This is a genomic window from Pseudomonas sp. TWR1-1-3 (assembly GCF_049896805.1).
Classification (GTDB): domain Bacteria; phylum Pseudomonadota; class Gammaproteobacteria; order Pseudomonadales; family Pseudomonadaceae; genus Aquipseudomonas; species Aquipseudomonas bubulae.
Genome location: NZ_JAFCUZ010000002.1, coordinates 1001577 through 1021643, shown reverse-complemented (window position 1 = coordinate 1021643; position 20067 = coordinate 1001577). Strand labels below are relative to the sequence as shown.

Sequence of the window (20067 nt, the reverse complement as noted above, 5' to 3'; positions counted from 1 at the left end):
GCCGAAACCCTTGATCTAGCAAGGTTGCAGAGGAGTTCAGTAGCTGAGAATGGCTTTCAGAAAGGCATTAAAAAGCCGGCTTGTGGCCGGCTTCTCGGGGGCGGGTTTGGCTTATTTTTGGTAAGCCGTACTCGCCTTCAATCGGGACATCCAGCGCGTTGTGGCTGGGTGTGGGGCGTAGCGGCTTTTTGCTGCCTGGCCCTGCATTCCGGCTCGCGTGCCGCGAGGGGGAGTGCACAAGTGCGACGAATCATACTGGGGTTTGAGTACTTTTCCCAGACCTAAGGTTATTCGTCCAGTTTGTAAGGCACTGGCGGGCGTCGCTGGCTAAGCGTGGACCACCAGAATACCCAGCCCAGTATCCGTATCTGCTGCGCATGGACTTCTGTTGCGTCAAAGACTTCGTCCGGATACTCCAGGCAGTTGTGGCTGCGGATGCGCAGGCCGTTGTTGGGCAGGCGGTAGAGGTATTTGATGCGCAGCATGCCATCCTGCTCGAGCGCGTAGATTTCACCGTCGACGATTTGGGTCAGGCTGCGGTCGATGGCGACTGTGGAACCATCCTGGATCCTGTGCGCCATGCTGTTGCCAATCATGGGTGCGCAAATGGCCTGGTCGGGGCTGACATCCAGGGCCTGCAGGGTCGAGCAACTGAGCCGCACGGTGCAATCAGGAATTTTCACCACATGGGTTTTGCCTGATCCGTCGGGGTGCAAGGTTTCGTTGTAGAAGGGCGCGTCAATATCGCAGGCATTAGCCGGTTTGGGCTGTCCGGTCTGGGCAGGCGATTTTTCATCGTTGCTGCTGACAAGGCCCGGATGCTTGACGCCCTCGCCGGTACGTAGCCAGCGGCTGTTGACGCACAGCAGTTCGGCGATTTCGTCCAGGCGAGCCATCGGAATGCCCCGTTTGAACCAGTTGTTGACGTGCTGCGGCGTAACGCGGCGATTGGCTGCGAAGTCCGAAGCGGTTAAATGGCACTCCCGCAGGAGGGCTTTCAGGCGATCACCGGATGTATTCATGAACACAGAGTCTACGGGCAAGCCAAGCCTGTTTAAATAAACTAAGCGTTCAAAAAAAAACGGTAAAACCAGAAAATTCCTAGGCTTGCAGCGATATTTCCTACTGGCATTGACTGGGCATTTTGCGCGCCGTAAACAGGCTGTTTTATTGCGTTTATGCAGGCATAAAAAAACCCCGGCGAGCCGAGGTTTTTTTTAACCGCTTGCTTAGCCTTTGTAGGCCGCAACCGATTTGGTGATTTCGGCACGGGCAGCTTCAGCATCGCCCCAACCTTCGATCTTCACCCATTTGCCTTTTTCGAGATCTTTGTAGTTCTCGAAGAAGTGCTGGATCTGCTGGATCAGCAGGGGTGGCAGGTCGGTGTACTCTTTCACGTCAACGTACAGCTGGGACAGCTTGTCGTGAGGCACTGCAACCACTTTGGCATCGCCGCCGCCGTCGTCAGTCATGTGCAGGATGCCAACCGGGCGAGCACGGATAACCGAGCCTGGAGCTACCGGGTAAGGGGTAACCACCAGCACGTCCAGCGGATCACCGTCGTCAGCCAGGGTGTTAGGGATAAAACCGTAGTTGGCCGGGTAGAACATCGGGGTGGCCATGAAGCGGTCAACGAACAGGCAATCGCTGTCTTTGTCGATTTCATATTTGATCGGCGCGTGGTTAGCCGGAATCTCGATAGCGACGTAGATGTCATTCGGCAGGTCTTTGCCAGCCGGAATCTTGCTGTAGCTCATTGGGCGGTGCCCCCGTTAGTAGGCCAGTTTGTTTGGCCGATTTGGCCAAAAAGTGGCGGCGATTATAGGCGTATTCCTATAAGGACGTCACCCTTGGGCGATCAGTGCTGCGCGCGGTATTCGGGGTGTTCGCTTTGCAGCTGCTTGAGGCGTGCCAGCGTGTCCTGACGATAAAACAGGCTCAGTTGTTGATAGACCAGCGGGTAGGCATGGTTCAACAGGTCGGGTGCGCTGAAAAAGTACTCGCTGGTGACCGCAAAGAACTCCGCCGGGTTTTCGGCGGCATAGGGGTCGATAGGCGCGTGGTCGGGGTTGTGGTGGTCGAGGTAGTGATTGAGATGGTCGTAGGCCTGTTGCATGGCCTGGGTCCAGTCACTGACATGCATGCTGCTGTGCAAGGGCGGCATGCCATTCGCGGCACCATTGAGCATGTCCAGCTTGTGCGCCAGTTCGTGGATGACCAGGTTGTAGCCTTCCCAGCCACCGCTAGCCAGAACGCCCGGCCATGCCAGAACGACCGGCCCATGCTGCCAGGCTTCACCGCTGTGATGGCCTTCCCATTCATGCTCTACACCGCTGGAATCGCGATGGCGCTGGGGGCTGACGAAGTCGTCGGGATAGAGCACGATTTCGTGAAAGCCCTGGTACCAGTCCAGGTCACCCAGGTTGAGCAGCGGCAATTGCGCCTGAGCGGCCAGCAACAGCCGGCCCTCTTCGGTCAGCTCAACCCCGGGCATGGGGGTGAGGTGCTTGGCTTGCAGAAACAATACGCTGCTGTCGCGCAGCCATTTGTCCTGCTCGTCATTCAGCCCGTCGAGAATGCTCAGATGCTGGCGCACGTTGTGCCATACGTCAGGCGTTACCGGGTGCTGCGCAAGGATTCGCTGGCGCCGCCATTCACTTAGAGACCACATGGTGGTGTCTCCCGATCAGGCTTTGGCTTTGGCTGGAGTACGGCCCAGACGGCTGCGGATCACGCCAATAATCATCGGTACCAGCGACAGTAGAATGATGCCCACCACCAGCAGCGACAGGTTCTTCTTGATAAATGGCACATTGCCGAAGAAATAACCCAGAGTGACCAGGCCGCCAACCCACAGGATGGTGCCGAATACGCTGAACATAAAGAAGCGCGGGTAGAACATGCGCGCCACACCGGCAACAAACGGAGCGAAGGTGCGGAAAATCGGCAGGAAACGGGCCATGGTTACGGTTTTACCGCCATGACGCTCATAGAAGTCGTGGGTTTTTTCCAGGTAGTCGCGACGGAAGATTTTCGAATTCGGGTTGCTGAACAAGCGCTCGCCTGCCGTTCGTCCAATAACGTAGTTGGTGCTGTCGCCCATGATCGCAGCCAGCATCAGCAAGCCTGCGAGCAGTACCGGGTCCATGCCGCCGCCGGCAGCTACGGCGCCCGCGATAAAGAGCAGCGAATCACCCGGCAAAAACGGCATGACCACCAGACCGGTTTCGCAAAAAATCACCAGAAACAGGATGGCGTAGATCCATGGCCCGTAATTGTTTACCAGCATGTCGAGGTACACATCGAGGTGCAGGATAATGTCGATCGGGTTGAAATCCATGTGAAGCACCTGTGTTGATGACCCGGCTCTGCAGGTCTGTGCGGGTAGGGATGCGTAGTTAACTACAACAATTGTAGTTTTTTCGTACTTTTTTGAAGAACCGGATTATACGGATTGAGACGAATTCTGCAGTGTGAGTTTGTAGCGAAGCGTGTATTGGTAGTCAAAAGCCGTAGCAGCAGCCTCGTTCCTTCGGCAGCTACTACGCAGAGTTAATCGCCCTTGAGCAGAAAGTTTTCGCTGGGCGCCTCGACATCCAGGGTCTGCACCTGGGCTTCATCCTTCAGATTCACTCCCGATAATTGCCGCCGGCAGGCTTCGCGCATCAGGTACGCCAGCCGATGAGCGGCCATGCCGTAGCTCAGGCCTTCAAGCCGTACATTGGAAATACAGTTGCGATACGCATCGGTCAGGCCGATTTTCGGCGCGTAGGTGAAGTACAGCCCCAGGCTGTCGGGGGAGCTGAGCCCGGGGCGTTCGCCGATCAACATCACCACCATGCGTGCGCCCAGCAGTTCGCCAATTTCATCGGCCACGGCAACTCGCCCCTGCTCTACCAGAATCACCGGCGACAGCGACCAGCCTTCAGTCGCCGTGTGCTCTTCCATGCGCGCCAGGAAGGGCAAGGTGTGGCGATGCACGGCCAGTGCCGACAAGCCATCCGCTACCACCACGGCGACATCGATGCCGCCGGGGTTGGCCGCTGCGTAGTCGCGCAATTGCTGCGCAGAGTCGTCGTTGAGCTTGCGTCCCAGATCCGGGCGTTGCAGGTAGCTGTGGCGGTCAGCCGCGGCACTGTGCAGCAGCAGGCTCTCGCGCCCGCGCTCGGTTAACTGTGCACTCAGGCCGGGGTGATCAAACGGCAAATGCACCGCATCCCGGGCTTGGGCATGGGCGAATTGAAAGTCGAGCTGGGCCTGGGTCGGCATGCTGGTGCCGGTGCGTCCCAGGGCAATACGTGCGGGGGTCAGGCGGCGCAGTTCCAGCCACGGGTTAAGGTTGTCGGCCATGCCTAGCGTCCTCCCAAATGAGCCAGCGCCTGGCGAAATGCAGGTGGCAGCTGATGGCCGAACTCGATGCGGCCATCGTTCTGAGTAAAAATGCCCACCTTGCTGAGCCACTGTTCAAACTCCGGGGCGGGTTTTAACCCCAGGGTTTTGCGGGCATACAGGGCGTCATGGAACGACGTGGTCTGATAGTTGAGCATGATGTCGTCCGACCCCGGAATGCCCATGATGAAGTTGATCCCGGCCACCCCCAGCAATGTCAGCAGGGTGTCCATGTCGTCCTGGTCCGCTTCGGCATGGTTGGTGTAGCAGATATCACAGCCCATGGGCACACCCAGCAGCTTGCCGCAGAAGTGGTCCTCAAGGCCGGCGCGGATGATCTGCTTGCCGTTGTACAGGTACTCGGGGCCGATAAAACCGACCACGGTATTGACCAGAAACGGCTTGAAATGCCGTGCCACGGCGTAGGCGCGGGTTTCACAGGTTTGTTGATCCACGCCGAAATGGGCGTTGGCCGACAGCGCGCTGCCCTGACCTGTTTCGAAATACATCAGGTTATTGCCCAGAGTCCCGCGATTAAGGCTCAAGCCTGCGTCATAGCCTTCCTGCAGCACATTCAGGTTGATGCCAAAACTGGCGTTGGCGGCCTCGGTGCCGGCAATGGACTGAAATACCAGATCCAGCGGCACGCCGCGATTGATGGCTTCGATCGAGGTGGTGACGTGGGTCAGTACGCAGGACTGGGTGGGGATTTCATAGCGCTGGATGATGGCGTCGAGCATGTTCAGCAGGTCGCAGATCGAGGCAATGCTGTCAGTGGCCGGGTTGATGCCGATCATGGCATCGCCGTTGCCGTAGAGCAGCCCGTCGAGAATGCTGGCGGCAATGCCGGCCGGGTCATCGGTGGGGTGGTTGGGTTGCAGGCGTGTCGAAAGTCGGCCGCGCAGGCCCATGGTGCCGCGAAACCGGGTAACCACACGGATCTTTTGCGCGACCAGAATCAGGTCCTGTACGCGCATGATCTTCGACACGGCGGCGGCCATTTCCGGGGTCAGGCCCGGCGCCAGGGCCCGCAGGCTGTCCTCGCTGGCTGCGTCGCTGAGCAGCCAGTCGCGAAAGCCACCGACGGTCAGGTGGCTGACCGGAGCGAAGGCTTGAAGATCATGGCTGTCGATAATCAGCCGGGTGACCTCATCGGTCTCGTAGGGGATCAGAACTTCTTGCAGAAAATAGGCGAGCGGGATGTCAGCCAGCGCCATTTGCGCGGCCACCCGTTCGCCGTCGTTTTGCGCAGCCACGCCGGCCAGAAAATCCCCGGAACGGGCCGGGCCAGCCTTGGCCATTACATCTTTAAGGCTATCGAAACGGTAGGTCTGAGTGCCAACCGCATGTGAGAACGTTGCCATACAGGGTGCTCCATGACGCCAGACGCAAGGCGTCTGGCGGGATTCTCAGCGGTCAGTGCAAGGCTTTTTCGGCCTGTTGAATAGCCGCGAATTCCTCTTCCGGCGTACCGGCCACCAAATGGTGCCGACTGTAAAAAGCGAAGTAGGCAATTAATACTCCATAGATCACCGCAGCGCCAATCACCACCCGCGGGTCAACCAGGAAGCCGGCCACCACCGCGACACAGGCAAGCACCAAAGCAGTGCCCGAAGTGAAAATCCCGCCCGGCGTGCGATACGGGCGCTCCATTTTAGGGCGGCGAATACGCAGGGTGATATGCGCGGCCATCATCAGCACATAGGAAATGGTCGCGCCAAATACCGCCACCAGAATCAGCAAGTCGCCCTGGCCGGTCAGTGACAGACCAAAACCGATAATGCCGGGGATGATCAAGGCCAGCACCGGCGCCTTGCTCTTGTTGGTTTCGGACAGTTTGCGCGGCAAATAGCCGGCGCGGGACAAGGCGAAGATCTGACGTGAATAGGCGTAAATGATCGAGAAGAAGCTGGCAATCAAACCGGCCAGGCCCACCAGGTTCACAAAGCCGCCCATCCAGGTCGAGCCGCCATACGCCTTGCTCAGTGCTTCGACCAGCGGATTACCCGATGCCATCAAGTGGTGCGCGCCGGCGCCGCCCGGGCCGATCACCAGAATCAGCAGGGCAAAGGTGGCCAGAACCAGCATGGCGCCAATCAGGCCGCGAGGCAGGTCACGCTTGGGGTTCTTGGTTTCTTCAGCAGCCAGCGGCACGCCTTCGACAGCGAGGAAAAACCAGATCGCATAAGGGATGGCTGCCCAGACACCGACATAACCGAAGGGCAGAAATGCGCTGGCGCCCTTGGCCTCGGTGACCGGGATATCCAGCAGGTTGGCGACGCTGAAGTGCGGCACCATCGCGACCAGAAACACCCCCAGGGCAATGGCCGCCACGGCGGTGATGATGAACATCAGCTTGAGCGCTTCCCCGACCCCGAAAATATGGATGCCGATAAAGATGATGTAGAACGCCAGGTAGATCATCCAGCCGCCAATACCGAACAGCGACTCGCAATAGGCGCCGATAAAACAGGCAATCGCGGCAGGGGCGATGGCATATTCAATCAGGATCGCCGTACCAGTGAGGAACCCGCCCCACGGCCCGAAAGCACTGCGGGCAAAGCCGTAGCCGCCACCGGCGGTGGGGATCATCGAGGACAATTCGGCCAGTGAAAAGCACATGCACAAGTACATGGTGGCCATCAGCAATGTGGCGATAAACATTCCGCCCCAGCCGCCCTGGGCCAGGCCGAAGTTCCAGCCGGCGTAGTCGCCGGAAATCACATAGGCCACGCCCAGGCCCACCAGCAGGACCCAGCCGGCAGCGCCTTTTTTCAGTTCACGTTGTTGGAAATAATCGGAGCCGACTTTTTCAAAATCGACAGAGGACGCCGCCGCAGCGGCAGTAGGTTCGCTAGGCATGGGAATTCACCTGTTCTTTTATAGTTTGAGAAAATATGACAGGGAGATAAGCAAGAGCTAGGCCAGAAGGCCCGGTGTAGAGCTATTGATGCCAGTTTGTGGGAGCGGGCTTGCTCGCGATGCAGGCGCTGCGGTCGTTCAGTACAGCGCAGCGATCCTTTCGCGAACAAGCCCGCTCCTACAGGGTTCTGGGTTAGAAGAAACCCAGCGGGTTGATGTCGTAGCTCACCAGCAGGTTTTTGGTCTGTTGGTAGTGGTCGAGCATCATTTTGTGGGTTTCACGGCCGACGCCGGATTTTTTGTACCCGCCGAACGCGGCGTGTGCCGGGTAGAGGTGGTAACAGTTGGTCCACACGCGACCCGCCTTGATGGCACGGCCCATGCGATAGGCGCGGTTGATGTCGCGGGTCCACAGGCCGGCGCCGAGGCCAAACTCGGTGTCGTTGGCAATCGCCAGCGCTTCGGCTTCGTCCTTGAAGGTGGTGATGCTGACCACCGGGCCAAAGATTTCTTCCTGGAAGACGCGCATTTTGTTGGTGCCCTTGAGCAGGGTCGGCTGGATGTAATAGCCGGTTGCCAGATCGCCTTCGAGCTTGGCTACGGCACCGCCGGTCAGCAGTTCAGCGCCTTCGTTCCTGGCAATTTCAAGGTAGGACAGGATCTTGTCGAATTGCTGTTCGGAGGCCTGGGCGCCGACCATGGTGTCGGTGTCCAGCGGGTCTCCACGCTTGATTGCCTCGACCTTGCGCATCACCACTTTCATAAAGTCGTCGTAGATCGACTCCTGCACCAGCGCCCGCGACGGGCAGGTGCACACTTCGCCCTGGTTGAAGAATGCCAGCACCAGACCTTCAGCGGCTTTTTCAATAAAGGCCGGCTCGGCCTGCATGATGTCTTCGAAGAAGATGTTTGGCGACTTGCCACCCAGTTCCACGGTCGACGGGATGATGTTCTCGGCGGCACATTTCATGATGTGAGCGCCTACAGGTGTGGAGCCAGTAAAGGCGATCTTGGCAATGCGTTTGCTGGTAGCCAGCGCTTCGCCTGCTTCTTTACCGAACCCCTGCACGACGTTGAGGACGCCCGGTGGCAGCAGGTCGCCGATCAGTTCCATAAAAACGGTGATGCTCAGCGGCGTTTGTTCAGCCGGTTTGAGCACGATGCAGTTGCCCGCCGCCAGTGCAGGGGCAAGTTTCCAGGCGGCCATCAGCAGCGGGAAGTTCCACGGAATGATCTGCCCGACCACGCCCAGCGGTTCGTGGATGTGATACGCCACGGTATTGCCGTCAATTTCGGCGGCGCTGCCTTCTTGAGCGCGGATGCAGCCGGCGTAGTAACGGAAATGATCCGCGGCCAGCGGCACGTCGGCGTTCAGGGTTTCGCGTACGGCTTTGCCGTTGTCCCAGGTTTCGGTAATGGCCAGCAGTTCGAGGTTTTGCTCAATGCGGTCAGCAATCTTCAGCAACACCAGCGAACGTGCCTGCACTGAGGTCGCGCCCCAGGCATCAGCAGCGGCGTGGGCAGCGTCGAGGGCTTTTTCGATGTCTTCGGCAGTAGAACGCGGGAATTCGGCAATGGCTTTGCCGTTGACCGGCGAGGTGTTGGTGAAATACTGGCCTTTGACCGGTGCCACGAATTCGCCGCCGATGTAGTTACCGTAACGGCTCTTGAACGAAACAATCGAGCCTTCAGTACCGGGTTGTGCGTAACGCATGGTGAGTGTCTCCTGGCTTTATTGTGCTTATGGGAGGACGCGCTGTGGCGCTGGCAAAAGTATGAGCAAGGGCTGGGCCATCTTTGTGCAGGCCTTGTCTTCCAAGGCTTTGCGGGTTTTACCCGGTCGTTGGGGAGAGGGGCTTGTGGCACACCTGATACAGCTGTGGTGACAATTTGTACCAGTCCTGGCACAACCGATGACCGGCCGGTCAGTTCGCGATTGCAAAGGCCGGTGAGCAAGAGGATGCTGGGCGTTCGGTTTGGACTGGATCTTTGTTGCCGCTGAGGGCGAGTTGCCTCTGTTGAGCACGGGACCACCGAGACAGAGCGGAGAACAATAAGAAATGCACAGCACCGATTTGCGCCGTCACGCACGGCAAGTCATTGATGTCACCCGCGGTCGCCCGCAAGGGTGTGACCCGTCCATCGTCCGTTCCTGGCAGCGTTGCCTGGAGGACTATCACCTCGATCCTGCGCAAACCGTAGCCCCGACCGTACTTGAGCAAGGCCGTATCCTTGAAGGCCGCGAGCGTTTGCAGCAGGTGCTGAAAATCGCCGGTCACGAAATGAACAGCCTGCATCAGCAACTCTCCGGTGCCGGGCACGCGGTGCTATTGACTGATGCCCGTGGCGTGATCCTCAACTGTGTCACTGCCCCCTCCGAACGCAAGGTGTTCGAGCAGGCGGGGCTGTGGCTGGGAGCCGACTGGAGCGAAGCCAGGGAGGGTACCAACGGCATCGGTACCTGCCTGGTCGAGCGTCAGGCACTGACCATCCATCAGGATGAACACTTTCGTGGCCGGCACACCGGGCTGACCTGCTCGGCCAGCCCGGTGTTCGATCCGCAGGGCGAGTTGCTGGCGGTGCTCGACGTGTCTTCGGCCCGCCATGAGGCTTCCCGTCAGAGCCAGTTTCATACGATGGCGCTGGTTAATCTGTCAGCGAAAATCATCGAAAACAGCTACTTCCTCGGGCACTTTCAGAATCAGTGGCTGCTGCGTTTTCATCTGCACGCCGAGTCTATCGGATTGTTCAGCGAAGGCATGCTGGCGTTTGATGGCGACGGAGTTATAGGCGCGGTTAACCAGAGTGCCCTGAACCTGCTAGGGCATGTGCGTGGCAGTTTGCTCGGGCAATCGGTCGACAGTGTTTTCGATTGCCCGCGGGATGAGCTTTTCAGTCGGGCCACCCTCCAGGCGAATGCCAGTTGGCCGCTGCATACCCGCGACGGGCGTCGATTATTTGCGGCACTGCGCGGCCAACCACGGAACGGGCCTGCCCCGGTCATGGTGCAAGCCGAACCACCGCGCCCGAGCAGCATCTGCCTGGGTGATGAGGCCCTGCAGACGGATTTTCGCCGGTCATTACGGGTGTTTGAGCGCGATGTGCCGCTGTTGGTCAATGGTGAAACCGGCTCCGGCAAAGAAGCCTTTGCCAAGGCTGTGCATCAAGCCAGCTTGCGCAGCAGCAAGCCGTTTGTGGCGCTCAACTGCGCGTCGATCCCCGAAAGCCTGATCGAGAGCGAACTGTTCGGCTATCGCGGTGGTAGTTTTACCGGGGCACGCAAGGAAGGCATGCAGGGCAAGTTGCAGCAGGCCGATGGCGGCACCCTGTTTCTGGATGAAATTGGCGATATGCCGCTGGCGTTGCAAACCCGGTTGTTAAGAGTGCTGGAGGACCGTGTGGTGGTGCCCATTGGTGGCGAGCCGATGGCGGTCAACGTGCGCATTATCAGCGCCACCCACCGTAACTTGCAGGAGCGCGTGGCGGACGGCAGTTTTCGTGAAGACCTGTATTACCGCCTTAATGGACTGGAAATCGGTTTGCCAGCGTTGCGCGAGCGCACGGACAAATCGCAGTTGCTGGACTTCTTGCTGGCCGAAGAGGCGGGAGGGCAGCGCCTGTTTATCAGCCCGGCGGCACGTGAGGCGTTGCTGGATTTTGCCTGGCCAGGCAACGTGCGTCAGCTGCGCAATGTGCTGCGAACCCTGGCTGCACTCTGCGAAAACGACGTGATCCAGTACGAAGATCTGCCGGCCACTATTCGCCTGGCTCCGCCCAAAGCCCCTGAAGCATGTGAATACCCGCTTGAGGATGCCGAAAAGCAGGCCTTGTTGCTGGCGCTCGAACTGCACCGCTGGCATATGACCCATACCGCGCTGCAACTGGGGGTGAGCCGCAACACCCTGTATAGAAAGCTGCGCAAGCATGGGATTGAGCGGTAATGCTTAAAAGCCCCTCACCCCAACCGTCTCCCGGAGAGTGAGGGGGCTGACCTGAGGCGTTGCGCAAATCCGCTTTTGCTTTTAGTCCCCTCTCCCTCAGGGAGAGGGCTAGGGTGAGGGTTTCAGAATCATCAGGTGCGAAAAGAACCTTGCTACGCTACCCTTCGCCGATGGTTTACGAGGTCAACTATGCACATTCATATTTTGGGTATTTGCGGCACTTTCATGGGGTCGCTGGCGGTTCTGGCCAAAGAACTGGGCCATCACGTTACTGGCTCAGACGCCAACGTCTATCCGCCGATGAGCACCCAGCTGCAGGCTCAAGGTATTGAACTAACCCAGGGCTATGACCCGGTTCAGCTCGATCCGGCGCCAGATGTAGTGGTGATCGGCAATGCGCTGTCCCGTGGCAACCCCGCAGTTGAGTACGTGCTCAACAAGGGCCTGCCTTACGTGTCCGGCCCGCAATGGCTGGCTGACCATGTGCTGCAAGGCCGCTGGGTACTGGCCGTGGCAGGTACCCACGGTAAAACCACGACCAGCAGCATGCTGGCCTGGGTGCTGGAGTACGCGGGCATGGCCCCGGGTTTCCTGATTGGCGGTGTGCCGCAGAACTTTGCCGTGTCGGCCCGTCTGGGTGATACGCCGTTCTTTGTGGTAGAAGCCGATGAATATGACAGCGCCTTTTTCGACAAGCGCTCGAAGTTTGTCCACTACCGTCCGCGCACGGCAATCCTCAACAATCTCGAGTTCGATCACGCTGATATCTTCCCGGACTTGCCGGCCATTGAGCGGCAATTCCACCATTTGGTGCGCACTATCCCGAGTGAAGGGCTGGTTATCCACCCGACCACCGAGCCTGCATTGCAGCGTGTAATCGAAATGGGCTGCTGGACGCCGGTACAAACCACGGGCGTCGATGGTCAATGGCAAGCCAGGCTGCTCAGTGATGACGGCTCTCGCTTTGAGGTGCTGTTTGACGGCGCGCTGCAAGGTACCGTCGATTGGAATATGACCGGCCAGCATAACGTGGCCAACGCCCTGGCGACCCTGGCCGCAGCGCGCCATGTCGGCGTGGTGTCGAGCATGGCGATAGATGGGTTGAGCGCTTTCAAAAGCGTGAAACGACGTATGGAGAAAGTCGCCGAAGTCCACGGCATTACCCTCTACGACGACTTTGCCCACCATCCGACTGCGATCGCGACCACCCTCGATGGCCTGCGCAAGCACATTGGTGACGCGCCCTTGATCGCGGTGATTGAGCCGCGCTCCAACTCCATGAAGCTCGGAGCCCACCGTGATGGCCTGCCGCAAAGCGTGGTGCAGGCGGATCATGTGGTCTGGTATGCCCCGGCCAATCTGGGTTGGGATCTGGCCGCGACGGTGGCATCGAGCCCGGTGCCGACCAAGGTGTGCGATTCGCTGGACGCCATCATTGCCGAGGTCAAGGCCCAGGTTAAGCCCGGTACCCATGTGGTGATCATGAGCAATGGCGGCTTCGGCGGGCTGCATGGCAAGCTGGCGGAAGCGCTGCAATGAGTGGCCCGGAACGCATAACCCTGGCGGTCACCGGTGCTTCCGGCATGCCGTACGCCTTGCGCCTGCTCGATTGCCTGGTGCGCGAAGACCGCGAAGTCCACTTCCTGATCTCCAAGGCCGCACAATTGGTCATGGCAACCGAAACGGATGTCAGCCTGCCGCCAAAGCCACAAGCAATGCAGGCTTTTCTGACTGAATACACGGGCGCTGCCGCAGGGCAGATTCGCGTATACGGCAAGGAGGACTGGATGTCGCCCGTGGCTTCGGGGTCGGGAGCACCCGCTGCGATGGTGGTGGTGCCGTGTTCCACCGGCACCCTGTCGGGGATTGCCACCGGCGCTTGCAACAACCTGATCGAGCGCGCCGCAGACGTGACGCTCAAGGAGCGTCGCCAGCTGATTCTGGTGCCGCGTGAGGCGCCGTATTCCAGTATCCATCTGGAGAACATGCTCAAGCTGTCCAATATGGGCGCGGTAATAGTGCCTGCATCGCCCGGCTTTTATCATCAACCGCAGACTATCGATGACCTGGTGGATTTTGTGGTGGCGCGCATTCTCAACCTGCTCAATATCCCCCAGGACATGCTCCCGCGCTGGGGCGAGTACCATGTGGGCGGCGATGAGTAAGGCGCTATTGGCCCTGCTGGTGGCGGCTCTGGTTTGTGGTTGCGCCAGCGTGCGAACGCTGGATGCGGCCAAACCGGGCGCTCCCGTTGTGTACTCGGGTACGCGGCTGGACGTGTATGCCCTTGAGGGCGGGTGCTGTGCCAAGGATCGCTTTGGCGCCGAGGCTCCGCGCTATCCGGGCCTGGACCTGCCCGCCAGCGCGTTGCTCGATACCGTGCTGTTGCCGTTGTCCGTGCTGACGGTGCTGGGTGTCGGGTTTCAGGCCAGCGGTGGTTTGTAGCCAGCAGGGCGGGTGACTATTTACCCAGCTTGCGCAACTCATCGGATTCGATCACCCGCACGCCGTCCTGTTCTTCCAGTGCCAGGCGCCACAGCGCACGGGCCAGCTGGCAGGCTTCGATACCGTGGTACTTGCCCGGAATCAGTTTGGACAGTGGCCCGGCGATCTGTTCGGCCAGACGTGGCTCGACGCGATCGCCCAGTAGCAGGGAAGGACGGGCAATGGTCAGTTGCGGCCAGTTTTGCGCGCGCAGCGACTGCTCCATTTCACCCTTGACCCGGTTATAGAACACCGAGGACTTGGGGTCGGCGCCGATGGCACTGACCACCACCAGATGGCGTGCGCCCATCTCCCGCGCGCGTTTGGCGAAAGCCACCACCATGTCGTGATCCACCGCGCGGAAGGCTGCCTCGGAACCTGCCTGCTTGATCGTGGTGCCCAGGCAGCAGAAGGCGACATCGACCCGGCCACTGAGTTGAGGCAGGAACACGGCGGGGTCACCTACCGGGTTTTCCAGGTGCGGATGCGCCGCCAGAGGCTTGCGTGAAGGGGCGAGCACGCGGGTGATGGTGGGCTCGTTGAGCAGGCGGTCAAGTAGCAGTTCGCCGGTAAGGCCGGTAGCGCCTGCGAGCAAAATATGTGAAGGCGTCAAGTGCATAATGTTTCTCCCTTGATACAACCAGCTTAGCCATTCCAGGGTTATTTGCTTACTGCAAAGCCTGTTTCGCTTGTTGTTGACGCAAGCGTTGCCAGTGGTTCAGAACGCCTTTTGGCGCCCAGATTTGCGGTTCGGATGGCTCGTAGCCATCCGCTTGTTCGCGTTCGGCCACGTACTGCCTGGCCAGTTTGAAGGCTTTTTGCAGGTCGTCGGTCTGGTTCAGCGCCTGAGCAAACAAGGCATTGCCGAAGTAGGTAAAGTCGGCTTCTTCAGAGCAGCCAAAAGACACGCGGTCAGCCTGGGATGCGGTCATGATCAGGGTTTTTTCATCCTTGAGCGCGGGGATAAAACCGCCTGAGTAGCAAGATGAAATTACGATAATCTTGTCGCGGTTTTTCAGTGGGGCCAAGGCTGCAGCCAGTTCGTCGGCGGGCAGGTCTGCCAGCTCCATGCGCGGTTGATCGAGTACCAGCTCGTGTTCCTGGGTGCCGTGGCTGGTCAGATAAATGAAAATCAGGTCTTCAGGGCCGGTGCGCCCGGCCAGGGTTTTTGCCGCGCGGTACAGGTTTTCGCGGGTGGCCATGGGGCGATCGAGCAGATGGTCGCGGTGGTTCACCAGGGTGATCCGGCCACGGCTGCCAAAACGGCTGGCCAGCATGTCGCTGACGTAATCGGCTTCGCGCTTGAACACGCTCTGCTTGCCGTCGCCCGCTAGCACCAGGCTGTACAGCTCGATTGCCGGGGTGGATGGGGCAACGCCGTCCAGTGCCTTGTTGAGCAATGTGCCCTGGTTGAGCAGCCCCAGCTCCAGCGGGTCGGGCAAGACTGTCCCTTTGGCATCGCGCACTCGCTGGCCGTTGAGCCAGTAGCCGCTTTGTACGGTACCGTCGCTCAGGGTCAGGGTGCCCTGGCCCTGATAGGTGTCTGCGGCGAACTCGCCAACATAGGTGCTGCCGTCGGGCAGGCTCAAATGGCCGGGACCATTGAAGCGCCACTCGTTGAACATGCCGCTGTAGTGGCTGCCGTCGATGCCTGTCAGTTCGCCCTTGCCGGTTAAAGCGCCGTCCTTGAAGTCGCCGCTCCACACATCGCCGTCGGCATTCTCATAGCGGCCCTTGCCGTTGAGCTGGTTGTGCTTGAACGCGCCCTCGTACTGGTCGCCGTCGGCGCTGTTGAAGATGCCGTTGCCTTCAAGTTCGCCATTGACGAACTCGCCGACGAACTCATTGCCGCTGGCATCGCTGCGCCTGCCGGTGCCGTGGGGTTTGCCGTGGGCAAACTGGCCCTGGTACTGGCTGCCGTCTTCCAGCTCCAGATGGCCATCGCCCGAGAACTGGTCATCCTTGAAGTCGCCGCGATAGTTCAGGGTGCCTTGCTTGAGCGTGCCCTCGCCCTCGCGGTTGCCCAGCTTGAACCCGCCCTCGTAGGTGCTGTCGTGGGTGGTCAGGCGGCCATGGCCGCTGTACAGGCCTTGCGCGAAACCGCCGCGATAGCTATCGCCATTGCTGGCGTGCCACTCGCCCTGGCCGTGCCACTGGCCATTTTTGAACTCCCCTGCGTACCAATTGCCATTCGGATAGTCGATACGGCCCTGGCCCTGCAGCAACCCGTTGACCACTTCGCCTCGATAGCGCCCGCCATCGGGCAGGCGTGCGTCGGGCGGTAACAGTGATTCACCGTCTCCACAGGCCGTCAGCAGCAGGGTCAAAGCAAGGGGGGCAAATGGGCGCATAACGGGATCCGGATAATTAAGCCACCGAGTATGCCGCAGCAATGGAAGCTGTCTATAGGCCCGGATGAAACATCGGCAGTTATTGTATGCCAAGGTGCAAGCCTGGGCCGTTGGTCGGTAGGACGTGCTTATAATGCGGCACAAAAATATTCGCTGGAGAGGTGAAATGTTGCTACGCGGCTTGACTTGGCTGGTGCTGTTTCAATTGCTCGGTACCGCCCTCAATCACTTGTTCGTCCCCGTATTGCCCGGGCCCATTATCGGATTGCTGCTGTTGTTGGGCTTCTTGATGGTGCGCGGTCAAGTCAGCGAGCCATTGAGTCAGGCTGCCGGCGGGTTGTTGCGTTATTTACCCTTGCTGTTGGTGCCGCCCGCAGTGGGCGTGATGGTGTACGCCGCCGATATTGCCGCTGACTTCTGGGCGATTGTCGGGGCGCTGGTGCTGTCGCTATTGATCTCGATGGCATTCGTCGGCGTACTGATGCAGCGTCTGCTCAAGAATCACAGCCATCCCGAGGAGCGGCCATGAGTCTGCAATGGCAGGGCGCCTGGGAGTCAGTCATCCATCATCCGTTGTTTGGTATCGGTATCACCCTGGGCGCCTATCAACTGGTGCTCGCCGCTTACGAGAAAACCCGCTGGCTCTTCCTGCAGCCGGTGCTGGCCTCGATGCTGCTGGTGATCGGTGTGTTGCTCAGTTGCGGCTTGAGCTACGCGGAATACCGCAAAAGCACCGATATTCTGAGTATTTTGCTGGGCCCCGCAACGGTGGCGCTGGCGGTGCCGCTGTACTTGAACCTGCGGCGGATCCGGCAGTTGTTCTGGCCCATTTTTACTACGCTGGTAATTGGCGGCGTGTTCGCCACTGCGTTGGTAGTGGGCCTGGCCTGGTGGTTCGGGGCCGAGCACATGATGCTGATGACCCTGGCGCCCAAGTCGGTGACCTCACCGATTGCCATGCTGGTGGCCGAGCAGATTGGTGGTGTGGCGGCGCTGGCAGCAGTGTTTGTGCTGATTACCGGGGTGATCGGCGCAATTTGCGGGCCGGGCCTGTTGCGCCTGCTCGGGGTTCACAGCCCGGAGGCCCGAGGTATGGCCCTGGGCATGACGGCGCACGCGGTTGGCACTTCGGTGGCCCTGCAGGAAAGTGAAGAGTGTGGCGCCTTCGCGGCGCTGGCGATGAGTCTGATGGGTCTGGGTACGGCGGTGTTCCTGCCGTTGGCCGTGACCCTCATGGTGTAAGGGTGAAGCTATGACATTGCCGCTGTTTCCTTTGAATACCGTGCTGTTTCCAGGTTGTGTGCTGGACTTGCAGATATTTGAGGCGCGCTACCTGGACATGGTTGCCCGCTGCATGAAGCAGGGCACAGGCTTTGGTGTGGTGTGCATCCTGGATGGCCGTGAGGTCGGCAATGCACCCCAAGGTATCGCCGGGATTGGCTGTGAAGCCCTGATTCGCGATTTTCAGCAGCAGGACAACGGCCTGCTGGGCATTCGCGTCGAGGGCGGGCGGCGCTTTGAAGTGCTGGGCACTGAGTTGCAGCGCGATCAGCTACTGCTGGCGCAAGTCGAGTGGCTGGATGACGCCCCCGAGCAGCCCCTGCAGGAAGAAGACCAGGACCTGCTGGCCTTGCTCAAGGCGCTGGCCGAGCACCCGATGGTGGCGGCCCTGAACATGAACACCGAGGTGGCGGGGCAACAGTCGCTGTCCAATCAACTGGCGTACCTGTTGCCCTTTGCCGAGGCAGACAAGATCGAACTGCTGCAGGTCAATGACCCGCAGCAGCGTCTGGACGGGATACAAGTGCTGCTCGATGAGATCCAGGGCGAAGCCCTCAACTGATCTCAGTAGGCGTAGCGCAGCAGTTCCCTGGACAAGTGCCCGAGCATGAAAAACCCGTAGAGCGCAGTGACTGACGGCAAGATCAGCCACCAGATTTTCTGCGGGACCGGCTCAAGGGGCATGTATCGCTGGCTTAACGCCAGAGCGAATGCGTTGACAGTGATGGCGAGCAGGGCCCCAGCGGTGATGTCCGTTGGCCAGTGAGCGCCCAGGTACACCCGCGACATCGCCACGGTGATCGCCAGCAGGCAACCCAGCAATACCCAGGTGACGCGCATGCGTTGTGGCTGGTTGCGCCCGGCCAGAATGGCCAGGGCGACAAAAAACGCAAACGCCCCCGAACTGTGGCCGCTGGGCATGCTGTAGCTGGTCAGCGGGTCCACCAGCACTTCGGGGCGCACCCGGGCGAAGAAGTGCTTGGTCGCGGTATTGGCCAGCGCGGTAAACAGCGTGATCCCGCCAAAGAACCACATTGCCCGCCATTGCCGGGTAAACAGCAGAATGACGCACACCAGGGCTGCCGCCAGAAACTGGGTACGGAAGTTGCCGATTTGCGTCACCAGCACGGCGGCGCTGTCCATGGCACTGCTGCGATGCTCTTGTACCAGGGCCGTGATGCCCTGGTCGAAGGCGGTCATGTGTGGATAACCGATAAAGACGGCCAGTAGCAGGGCGAAGCTGAGTGTGCCGATCAGCAGCGTGGCCCGGGGTTGGCGACGGATACTGGCATTGATGCTCAGGCCCAGCAGGGCGGCGAGGCCTGCGGCAACAATGGCGGCCTGTAGCCAGAAGCCTTCGGGCAGTGGCAGGCGAATGGCAGCACCGGTGGCCCAGCCCGGTAGCAGGTACGCCACCGACCAGCCTGCTCCGGCCAGCAGGCTGACGCCGATAAAGCGCGGGATCGGCATGTCGCACATCCCGGCCACCATCGGCAGCATGGGCCGCAGCGGGCCGATAAAGCGCCCGACCAACAGGCTGACAATACCGTAGCGATGGAAGTAGCTCTCGGCCCCGTTCATCCATTCGGGATGAGTGCGCAAGAGGGGTAAGCGGCGAATGTTCTGGTGGAAGCGCCTGCCCAGGGCGTAGGACACAGCGTCGCCGAGCAACCCGCCGAGAAAGCCCAGCAGCAGGGTTTGGCCCAGGGACAGGGCGCCGCTGCCGGCCATGACGGCAATGGCGAACAACAATACGGTGCCGGGAACAATGATGCCGGCAATTGCCAGACACTCCACGCAAGCCACAATAAACACCGCGAGGCCCAGCCACTGCGGGTTGGCTGTCAGCCAGCCGGTGATGCTATCGAGCCATGGGCCCATGTTCCGATTTCCTTGTCTGCTTATTAGGTTGTTTGTAGGCGCTACAGTCTTGAAGCTGGCCCGGCTCTAGTTATGGGAGTGGGTTTGCACGCGATGCAGGCCCCGCGGTCTGTCAGGACTATTGCGGCGATGCCATCGCGAGCAAACCCGCTCCCACAGGATCAGTTGTGCTCCAGGGTGATGAAATCCCGCCCCTCAACCTGCCCGCGACGCAGCGGATTACGCGTGCAATACGCAGCGTAGTCAGCATCGACAAAGCGGTACATCAAATGCTCGTCGCGCCCGTGGGGGATGCCCAGACGGGTGGTCTGGATAATTTTCGAAGGTTGTTCTCTGACGTCATCGACCCACAAGCGTTCGGGGTCGAAACATTTTGCATCCCATTCGCGCACCTTCAACCCCAGCGCTTTGCACAGCAGGGTTTGCCCCGCACACAGTTTGTGTTCGGGCCGGGGGTTGCCTTTGGCGTCCGGGTTGTTGCGTTGCATCTGCGCCAGGCTGTCCGGGCCCGCCAGCTCATCAAGCCAGGGATGGGCCGATTTGATCAGCACTGCGTTGCCGGGGCCGTGGGCGCTGAAATTCAGCGAGTCGCCGCCGCGGGCGTAATACATGTAGATATGCCCGCCATCGAGAAACAGCGCCTTGCGCTTGTCGGTATAGCCCAGCGAGGCGTGGCTGCCTTTGTCGGTGAGGTAATAGGCTTCGGTTTCGATAATCCGGGCGCTGAGCCACAGCCCGTTGACCCGATGGCGAATGACTTTGCCCAGCAGTTGGCAAGCAACAAGCTGGGCATCTCGATCGAAAAAGGCATCAGGCAGCATCATGGGCATGTGCAGGACGGTCAGTGGATAGCTGAAAAGGTGCAGATCATAGCAAGT

19 protein-coding genes are annotated in these 20067 nt (G+C 59.8%); 7 read left to right on the top strand and 12 right to left on the bottom strand.

Annotated features, from left to right (window positions below; translation table 11 throughout):
* Positions 1-287 precede the first annotated feature (287 nt).
* From ACP7BE_RS12205 to exaC, 8 genes are all read right to left on the bottom strand, one after another.
* Positions 288-1022, bottom strand: a complete 735-nt coding sequence (locus ACP7BE_RS12205; protein WP_095019059.1) for a LexA family transcriptional regulator — start codon at positions 1020-1022, stop codon at positions 288-290.
* Between the two features lie 207 nt (positions 1023-1229).
* The gene (gene ppa / locus ACP7BE_RS12200; RefSeq protein ID WP_016779241.1) at positions 1230-1757 is read right to left on the bottom strand and encodes an inorganic diphosphatase; all 528 of its coding nucleotides are present in this window, start codon (positions 1755-1757) and stop codon (positions 1230-1232) included.
* A gap of 101 nt (positions 1758-1858) precedes the next feature.
* On the bottom strand, positions 1859-2671 hold the full coding sequence (locus tag ACP7BE_RS12195; protein ID WP_094999456.1) for a zinc-dependent peptidase: 813 nt from the start codon (positions 2669-2671) through the stop codon (positions 1859-1861).
* A 15-nt stretch (positions 2672-2686) separates the two neighbouring features.
* Complete coding sequence (locus ACP7BE_RS12190; protein ID WP_094999455.1) at positions 2687-3340, bottom strand: DedA family protein; 654 nt, start codon at positions 3338-3340, stop codon at positions 2687-2689.
* A gap of 212 nt (positions 3341-3552) precedes the next feature.
* A complete protein-coding gene (gene eutC / locus ACP7BE_RS12185; RefSeq protein WP_094999454.1) occupies positions 3553-4350 on the bottom strand; it encodes an ethanolamine ammonia-lyase subunit EutC in 798 nt (265 codons plus the stop codon).
* A gap of 2 nt (positions 4351-4352) precedes the next feature.
* Entirely contained in the window at positions 4353-5753 is a 1401-nt protein-coding gene (locus ACP7BE_RS12180) for an ethanolamine ammonia-lyase subunit EutB (protein WP_094999453.1), read from the bottom strand.
* Between the two features lie 52 nt (positions 5754-5805).
* A complete protein-coding gene (gene eat / locus ACP7BE_RS12175) occupies positions 5806-7251 on the bottom strand; it encodes an ethanolamine permease (RefSeq protein ID WP_094999452.1) in 1446 nt (481 codons plus the stop codon).
* Between the two features lie 193 nt (positions 7252-7444).
* Positions 7445-8965 (bottom strand): acetaldehyde dehydrogenase ExaC, encoded by a 1521-nt coding sequence (gene exaC, locus ACP7BE_RS12170; RefSeq protein WP_095020958.1) that lies wholly within the window; start codon positions 8963-8965, stop codon positions 7445-7447.
* Between the two features lie 346 nt (positions 8966-9311).
* Here exaC and ACP7BE_RS12165 point away from each other — a divergent pair, with 346 nt between their 5' ends.
* From ACP7BE_RS12165 to ACP7BE_RS12150, 4 genes are all read left to right on the top strand, one after another.
* Positions 9312-11192: a sigma-54-dependent Fis family transcriptional regulator gene (locus tag ACP7BE_RS12165; RefSeq protein WP_426105973.1), complete on the top strand. Its 1881-nt coding sequence runs from the start codon at positions 9312-9314 to the stop codon at positions 11190-11192.
* Between the two features lie 189 nt (positions 11193-11381).
* Positions 11382-12731 carry a UDP-N-acetylmuramate:L-alanyl-gamma-D-glutamyl-meso-diaminopimelate ligase gene (gene mpl / locus ACP7BE_RS12160; RefSeq protein ID WP_271350547.1) on the top strand — a complete coding sequence of 450 codons (1350 nt, stop codon included), beginning with the start codon at positions 11382-11384 and terminating at the stop codon, positions 12729-12731.
* Positions 12728-13357, top strand: coding sequence for a flavin prenyltransferase UbiX (gene ubiX, locus ACP7BE_RS12155; protein WP_094999448.1), 630 nt, complete (start codon positions 12728-12730; stop codon positions 13355-13357). The genes mpl and ubiX overlap by 4 nt, the downstream gene beginning before the upstream one ends.
* Complete coding sequence (locus ACP7BE_RS12150) at positions 13350-13637, top strand: YceK/YidQ family lipoprotein (protein WP_094999447.1); 288 nt, start codon at positions 13350-13352, stop codon at positions 13635-13637. The genes ubiX and ACP7BE_RS12150 overlap by 8 nt, the downstream gene beginning before the upstream one ends.
* Positions 13638-13653: 16 nt before the next feature.
* Here ACP7BE_RS12150 and ACP7BE_RS12145 read toward each other — a convergent pair whose 3' ends face one another.
* Both ACP7BE_RS12145 and ACP7BE_RS12140 read right to left on the bottom strand, forming a co-directional pair.
* Entirely contained in the window at positions 13654-14295 is a 642-nt protein-coding gene (locus tag ACP7BE_RS12145) for an oxidoreductase (RefSeq protein ID WP_094999446.1), read from the bottom strand.
* 49 nt (positions 14296-14344) lie between these two features.
* Positions 14345-16027, bottom strand: coding sequence for a C13 family peptidase (locus ACP7BE_RS12140; RefSeq protein WP_271350546.1), 1683 nt, complete (start codon positions 16025-16027; stop codon positions 14345-14347).
* Positions 16028-16193: 166 nt separating this feature from the next.
* Between ACP7BE_RS12140 and ACP7BE_RS12135 the strand changes: the two genes are divergently transcribed.
* The 3 genes from ACP7BE_RS12135 to ACP7BE_RS12125 are packed head-to-tail and all read left to right on the top strand — an operon-like array spanning position 16194 to position 17870.
* Entirely contained in the window at positions 16194-16556 is a 363-nt protein-coding gene (locus ACP7BE_RS12135) for a CidA/LrgA family protein (RefSeq protein ID WP_094999444.1), read from the top strand.
* Positions 16553-17269 carry an LrgB family protein gene (locus tag ACP7BE_RS12130; RefSeq protein ID WP_271350545.1) on the top strand — a complete coding sequence of 239 codons (717 nt, stop codon included), beginning with the start codon at positions 16553-16555 and terminating at the stop codon, positions 17267-17269. The genes ACP7BE_RS12135 and ACP7BE_RS12130 overlap by 4 nt, the downstream gene beginning before the upstream one ends.
* A 10-nt stretch (positions 17270-17279) precedes the next feature.
* On the top strand, positions 17280-17870 hold the full coding sequence (locus ACP7BE_RS12125; protein ID WP_094999442.1) for an LON peptidase substrate-binding domain-containing protein: 591 nt from the start codon (positions 17280-17282) through the stop codon (positions 17868-17870).
* Positions 17871-17872: 2 nt separating this feature from the next.
* Here ACP7BE_RS12125 and ACP7BE_RS12120 read toward each other — a convergent pair whose 3' ends face one another.
* A complete protein-coding gene (locus ACP7BE_RS12120) occupies positions 17873-19189 on the bottom strand; it encodes a bifunctional DedA family/phosphatase PAP2 family protein (RefSeq protein WP_095020956.1) in 1317 nt (438 codons plus the stop codon).
* A gap of 161 nt (positions 19190-19350) precedes the next feature.
* Positions 19351-20019 carry a DNA-3-methyladenine glycosylase gene (locus ACP7BE_RS12115; protein ID WP_095031804.1) on the bottom strand — a complete coding sequence of 223 codons (669 nt, stop codon included), beginning with the start codon at positions 20017-20019 and terminating at the stop codon, positions 19351-19353.
* Positions 20020-20067 lie beyond the last annotated feature (48 nt).

Excerpts from the sequence above, each read along its gene's own strand:
- ACP7BE_RS12130 (WP_271350545.1), top strand. The coding sequence starts at position 16,553 with ATGAGTCTGCAATGGCAGGGCGCCTGGGAGTCAGTCATCCATCATCCG.
- ACP7BE_RS12165 (WP_426105973.1), top strand. The coding sequence starts at position 9,312 with ATGCACAGCACCGATTTGCGCCGTCACGCACGGCAAGTCATTGATGTC.
- eat (WP_094999452.1), bottom strand. The coding sequence starts at position 7,251 with ATGCCTAGCGAACCTACTGCCGCTGCGGCGGCGTCCTCTGTCGATTTT.
- ACP7BE_RS12180 (WP_094999453.1), bottom strand. The coding sequence starts at position 5,753 with ATGGCAACGTTCTCACATGCGGTTGGCACTCAGACCTACCGTTTCGAT.
- ACP7BE_RS12120 (WP_095020956.1), bottom strand. The coding sequence starts at position 19,189 with ATGGGCCCATGGCTCGATAGCATCACCGGCTGGCTGACAGCCAACCCG.
- ACP7BE_RS12150 (WP_094999447.1), top strand. The coding sequence starts at position 13,350 with ATGAGTAAGGCGCTATTGGCCCTGCTGGTGGCGGCTCTGGTTTGTGGT.
- ACP7BE_RS12145 (WP_094999446.1), bottom strand. The coding sequence starts at position 14,295 with ATGCACTTGACGCCTTCACATATTTTGCTCGCAGGCGCTACCGGCCTT.
- ppa (WP_016779241.1), bottom strand. The coding sequence starts at position 1,757 with ATGAGCTACAGCAAGATTCCGGCTGGCAAAGACCTGCCGAATGACATC.
- ACP7BE_RS12205 (WP_095019059.1), bottom strand. The coding sequence starts at position 1,022 with ATGAATACATCCGGTGATCGCCTGAAAGCCCTCCTGCGGGAGTGCCAT.
- ACP7BE_RS12125 (WP_094999442.1), top strand. The coding sequence starts at position 17,280 with ATGACATTGCCGCTGTTTCCTTTGAATACCGTGCTGTTTCCAGGTTGT.
- ACP7BE_RS12195 (WP_094999456.1), bottom strand. The coding sequence starts at position 2,671 with ATGTGGTCTCTAAGTGAATGGCGGCGCCAGCGAATCCTTGCGCAGCAC.
- ubiX (WP_094999448.1), top strand. The coding sequence starts at position 12,728 with ATGAGTGGCCCGGAACGCATAACCCTGGCGGTCACCGGTGCTTCCGGC.
- ACP7BE_RS12135 (WP_094999444.1), top strand. The coding sequence starts at position 16,194 with ATGTTGCTACGCGGCTTGACTTGGCTGGTGCTGTTTCAATTGCTCGGT.
- exaC (WP_095020958.1), bottom strand. The coding sequence starts at position 8,965 with ATGCGTTACGCACAACCCGGTACTGAAGGCTCGATTGTTTCGTTCAAG.
- eutC (WP_094999454.1), bottom strand. The coding sequence starts at position 4,350 with ATGGCCGACAACCTTAACCCGTGGCTGGAACTGCGCCGCCTGACCCCC.
- ACP7BE_RS12140 (WP_271350546.1), bottom strand. The coding sequence starts at position 16,027 with ATGCGCCCATTTGCCCCCCTTGCTTTGACCCTGCTGCTGACGGCCTGT.
- mpl (WP_271350547.1), top strand. The coding sequence starts at position 11,382 with ATGCACATTCATATTTTGGGTATTTGCGGCACTTTCATGGGGTCGCTG.
- ACP7BE_RS12115 (WP_095031804.1), bottom strand. The coding sequence starts at position 20,019 with ATGCCCATGATGCTGCCTGATGCCTTTTTCGATCGAGATGCCCAGCTT.
- ACP7BE_RS12190 (WP_094999455.1), bottom strand. The coding sequence starts at position 3,340 with ATGGATTTCAACCCGATCGACATTATCCTGCACCTCGATGTGTACCTC.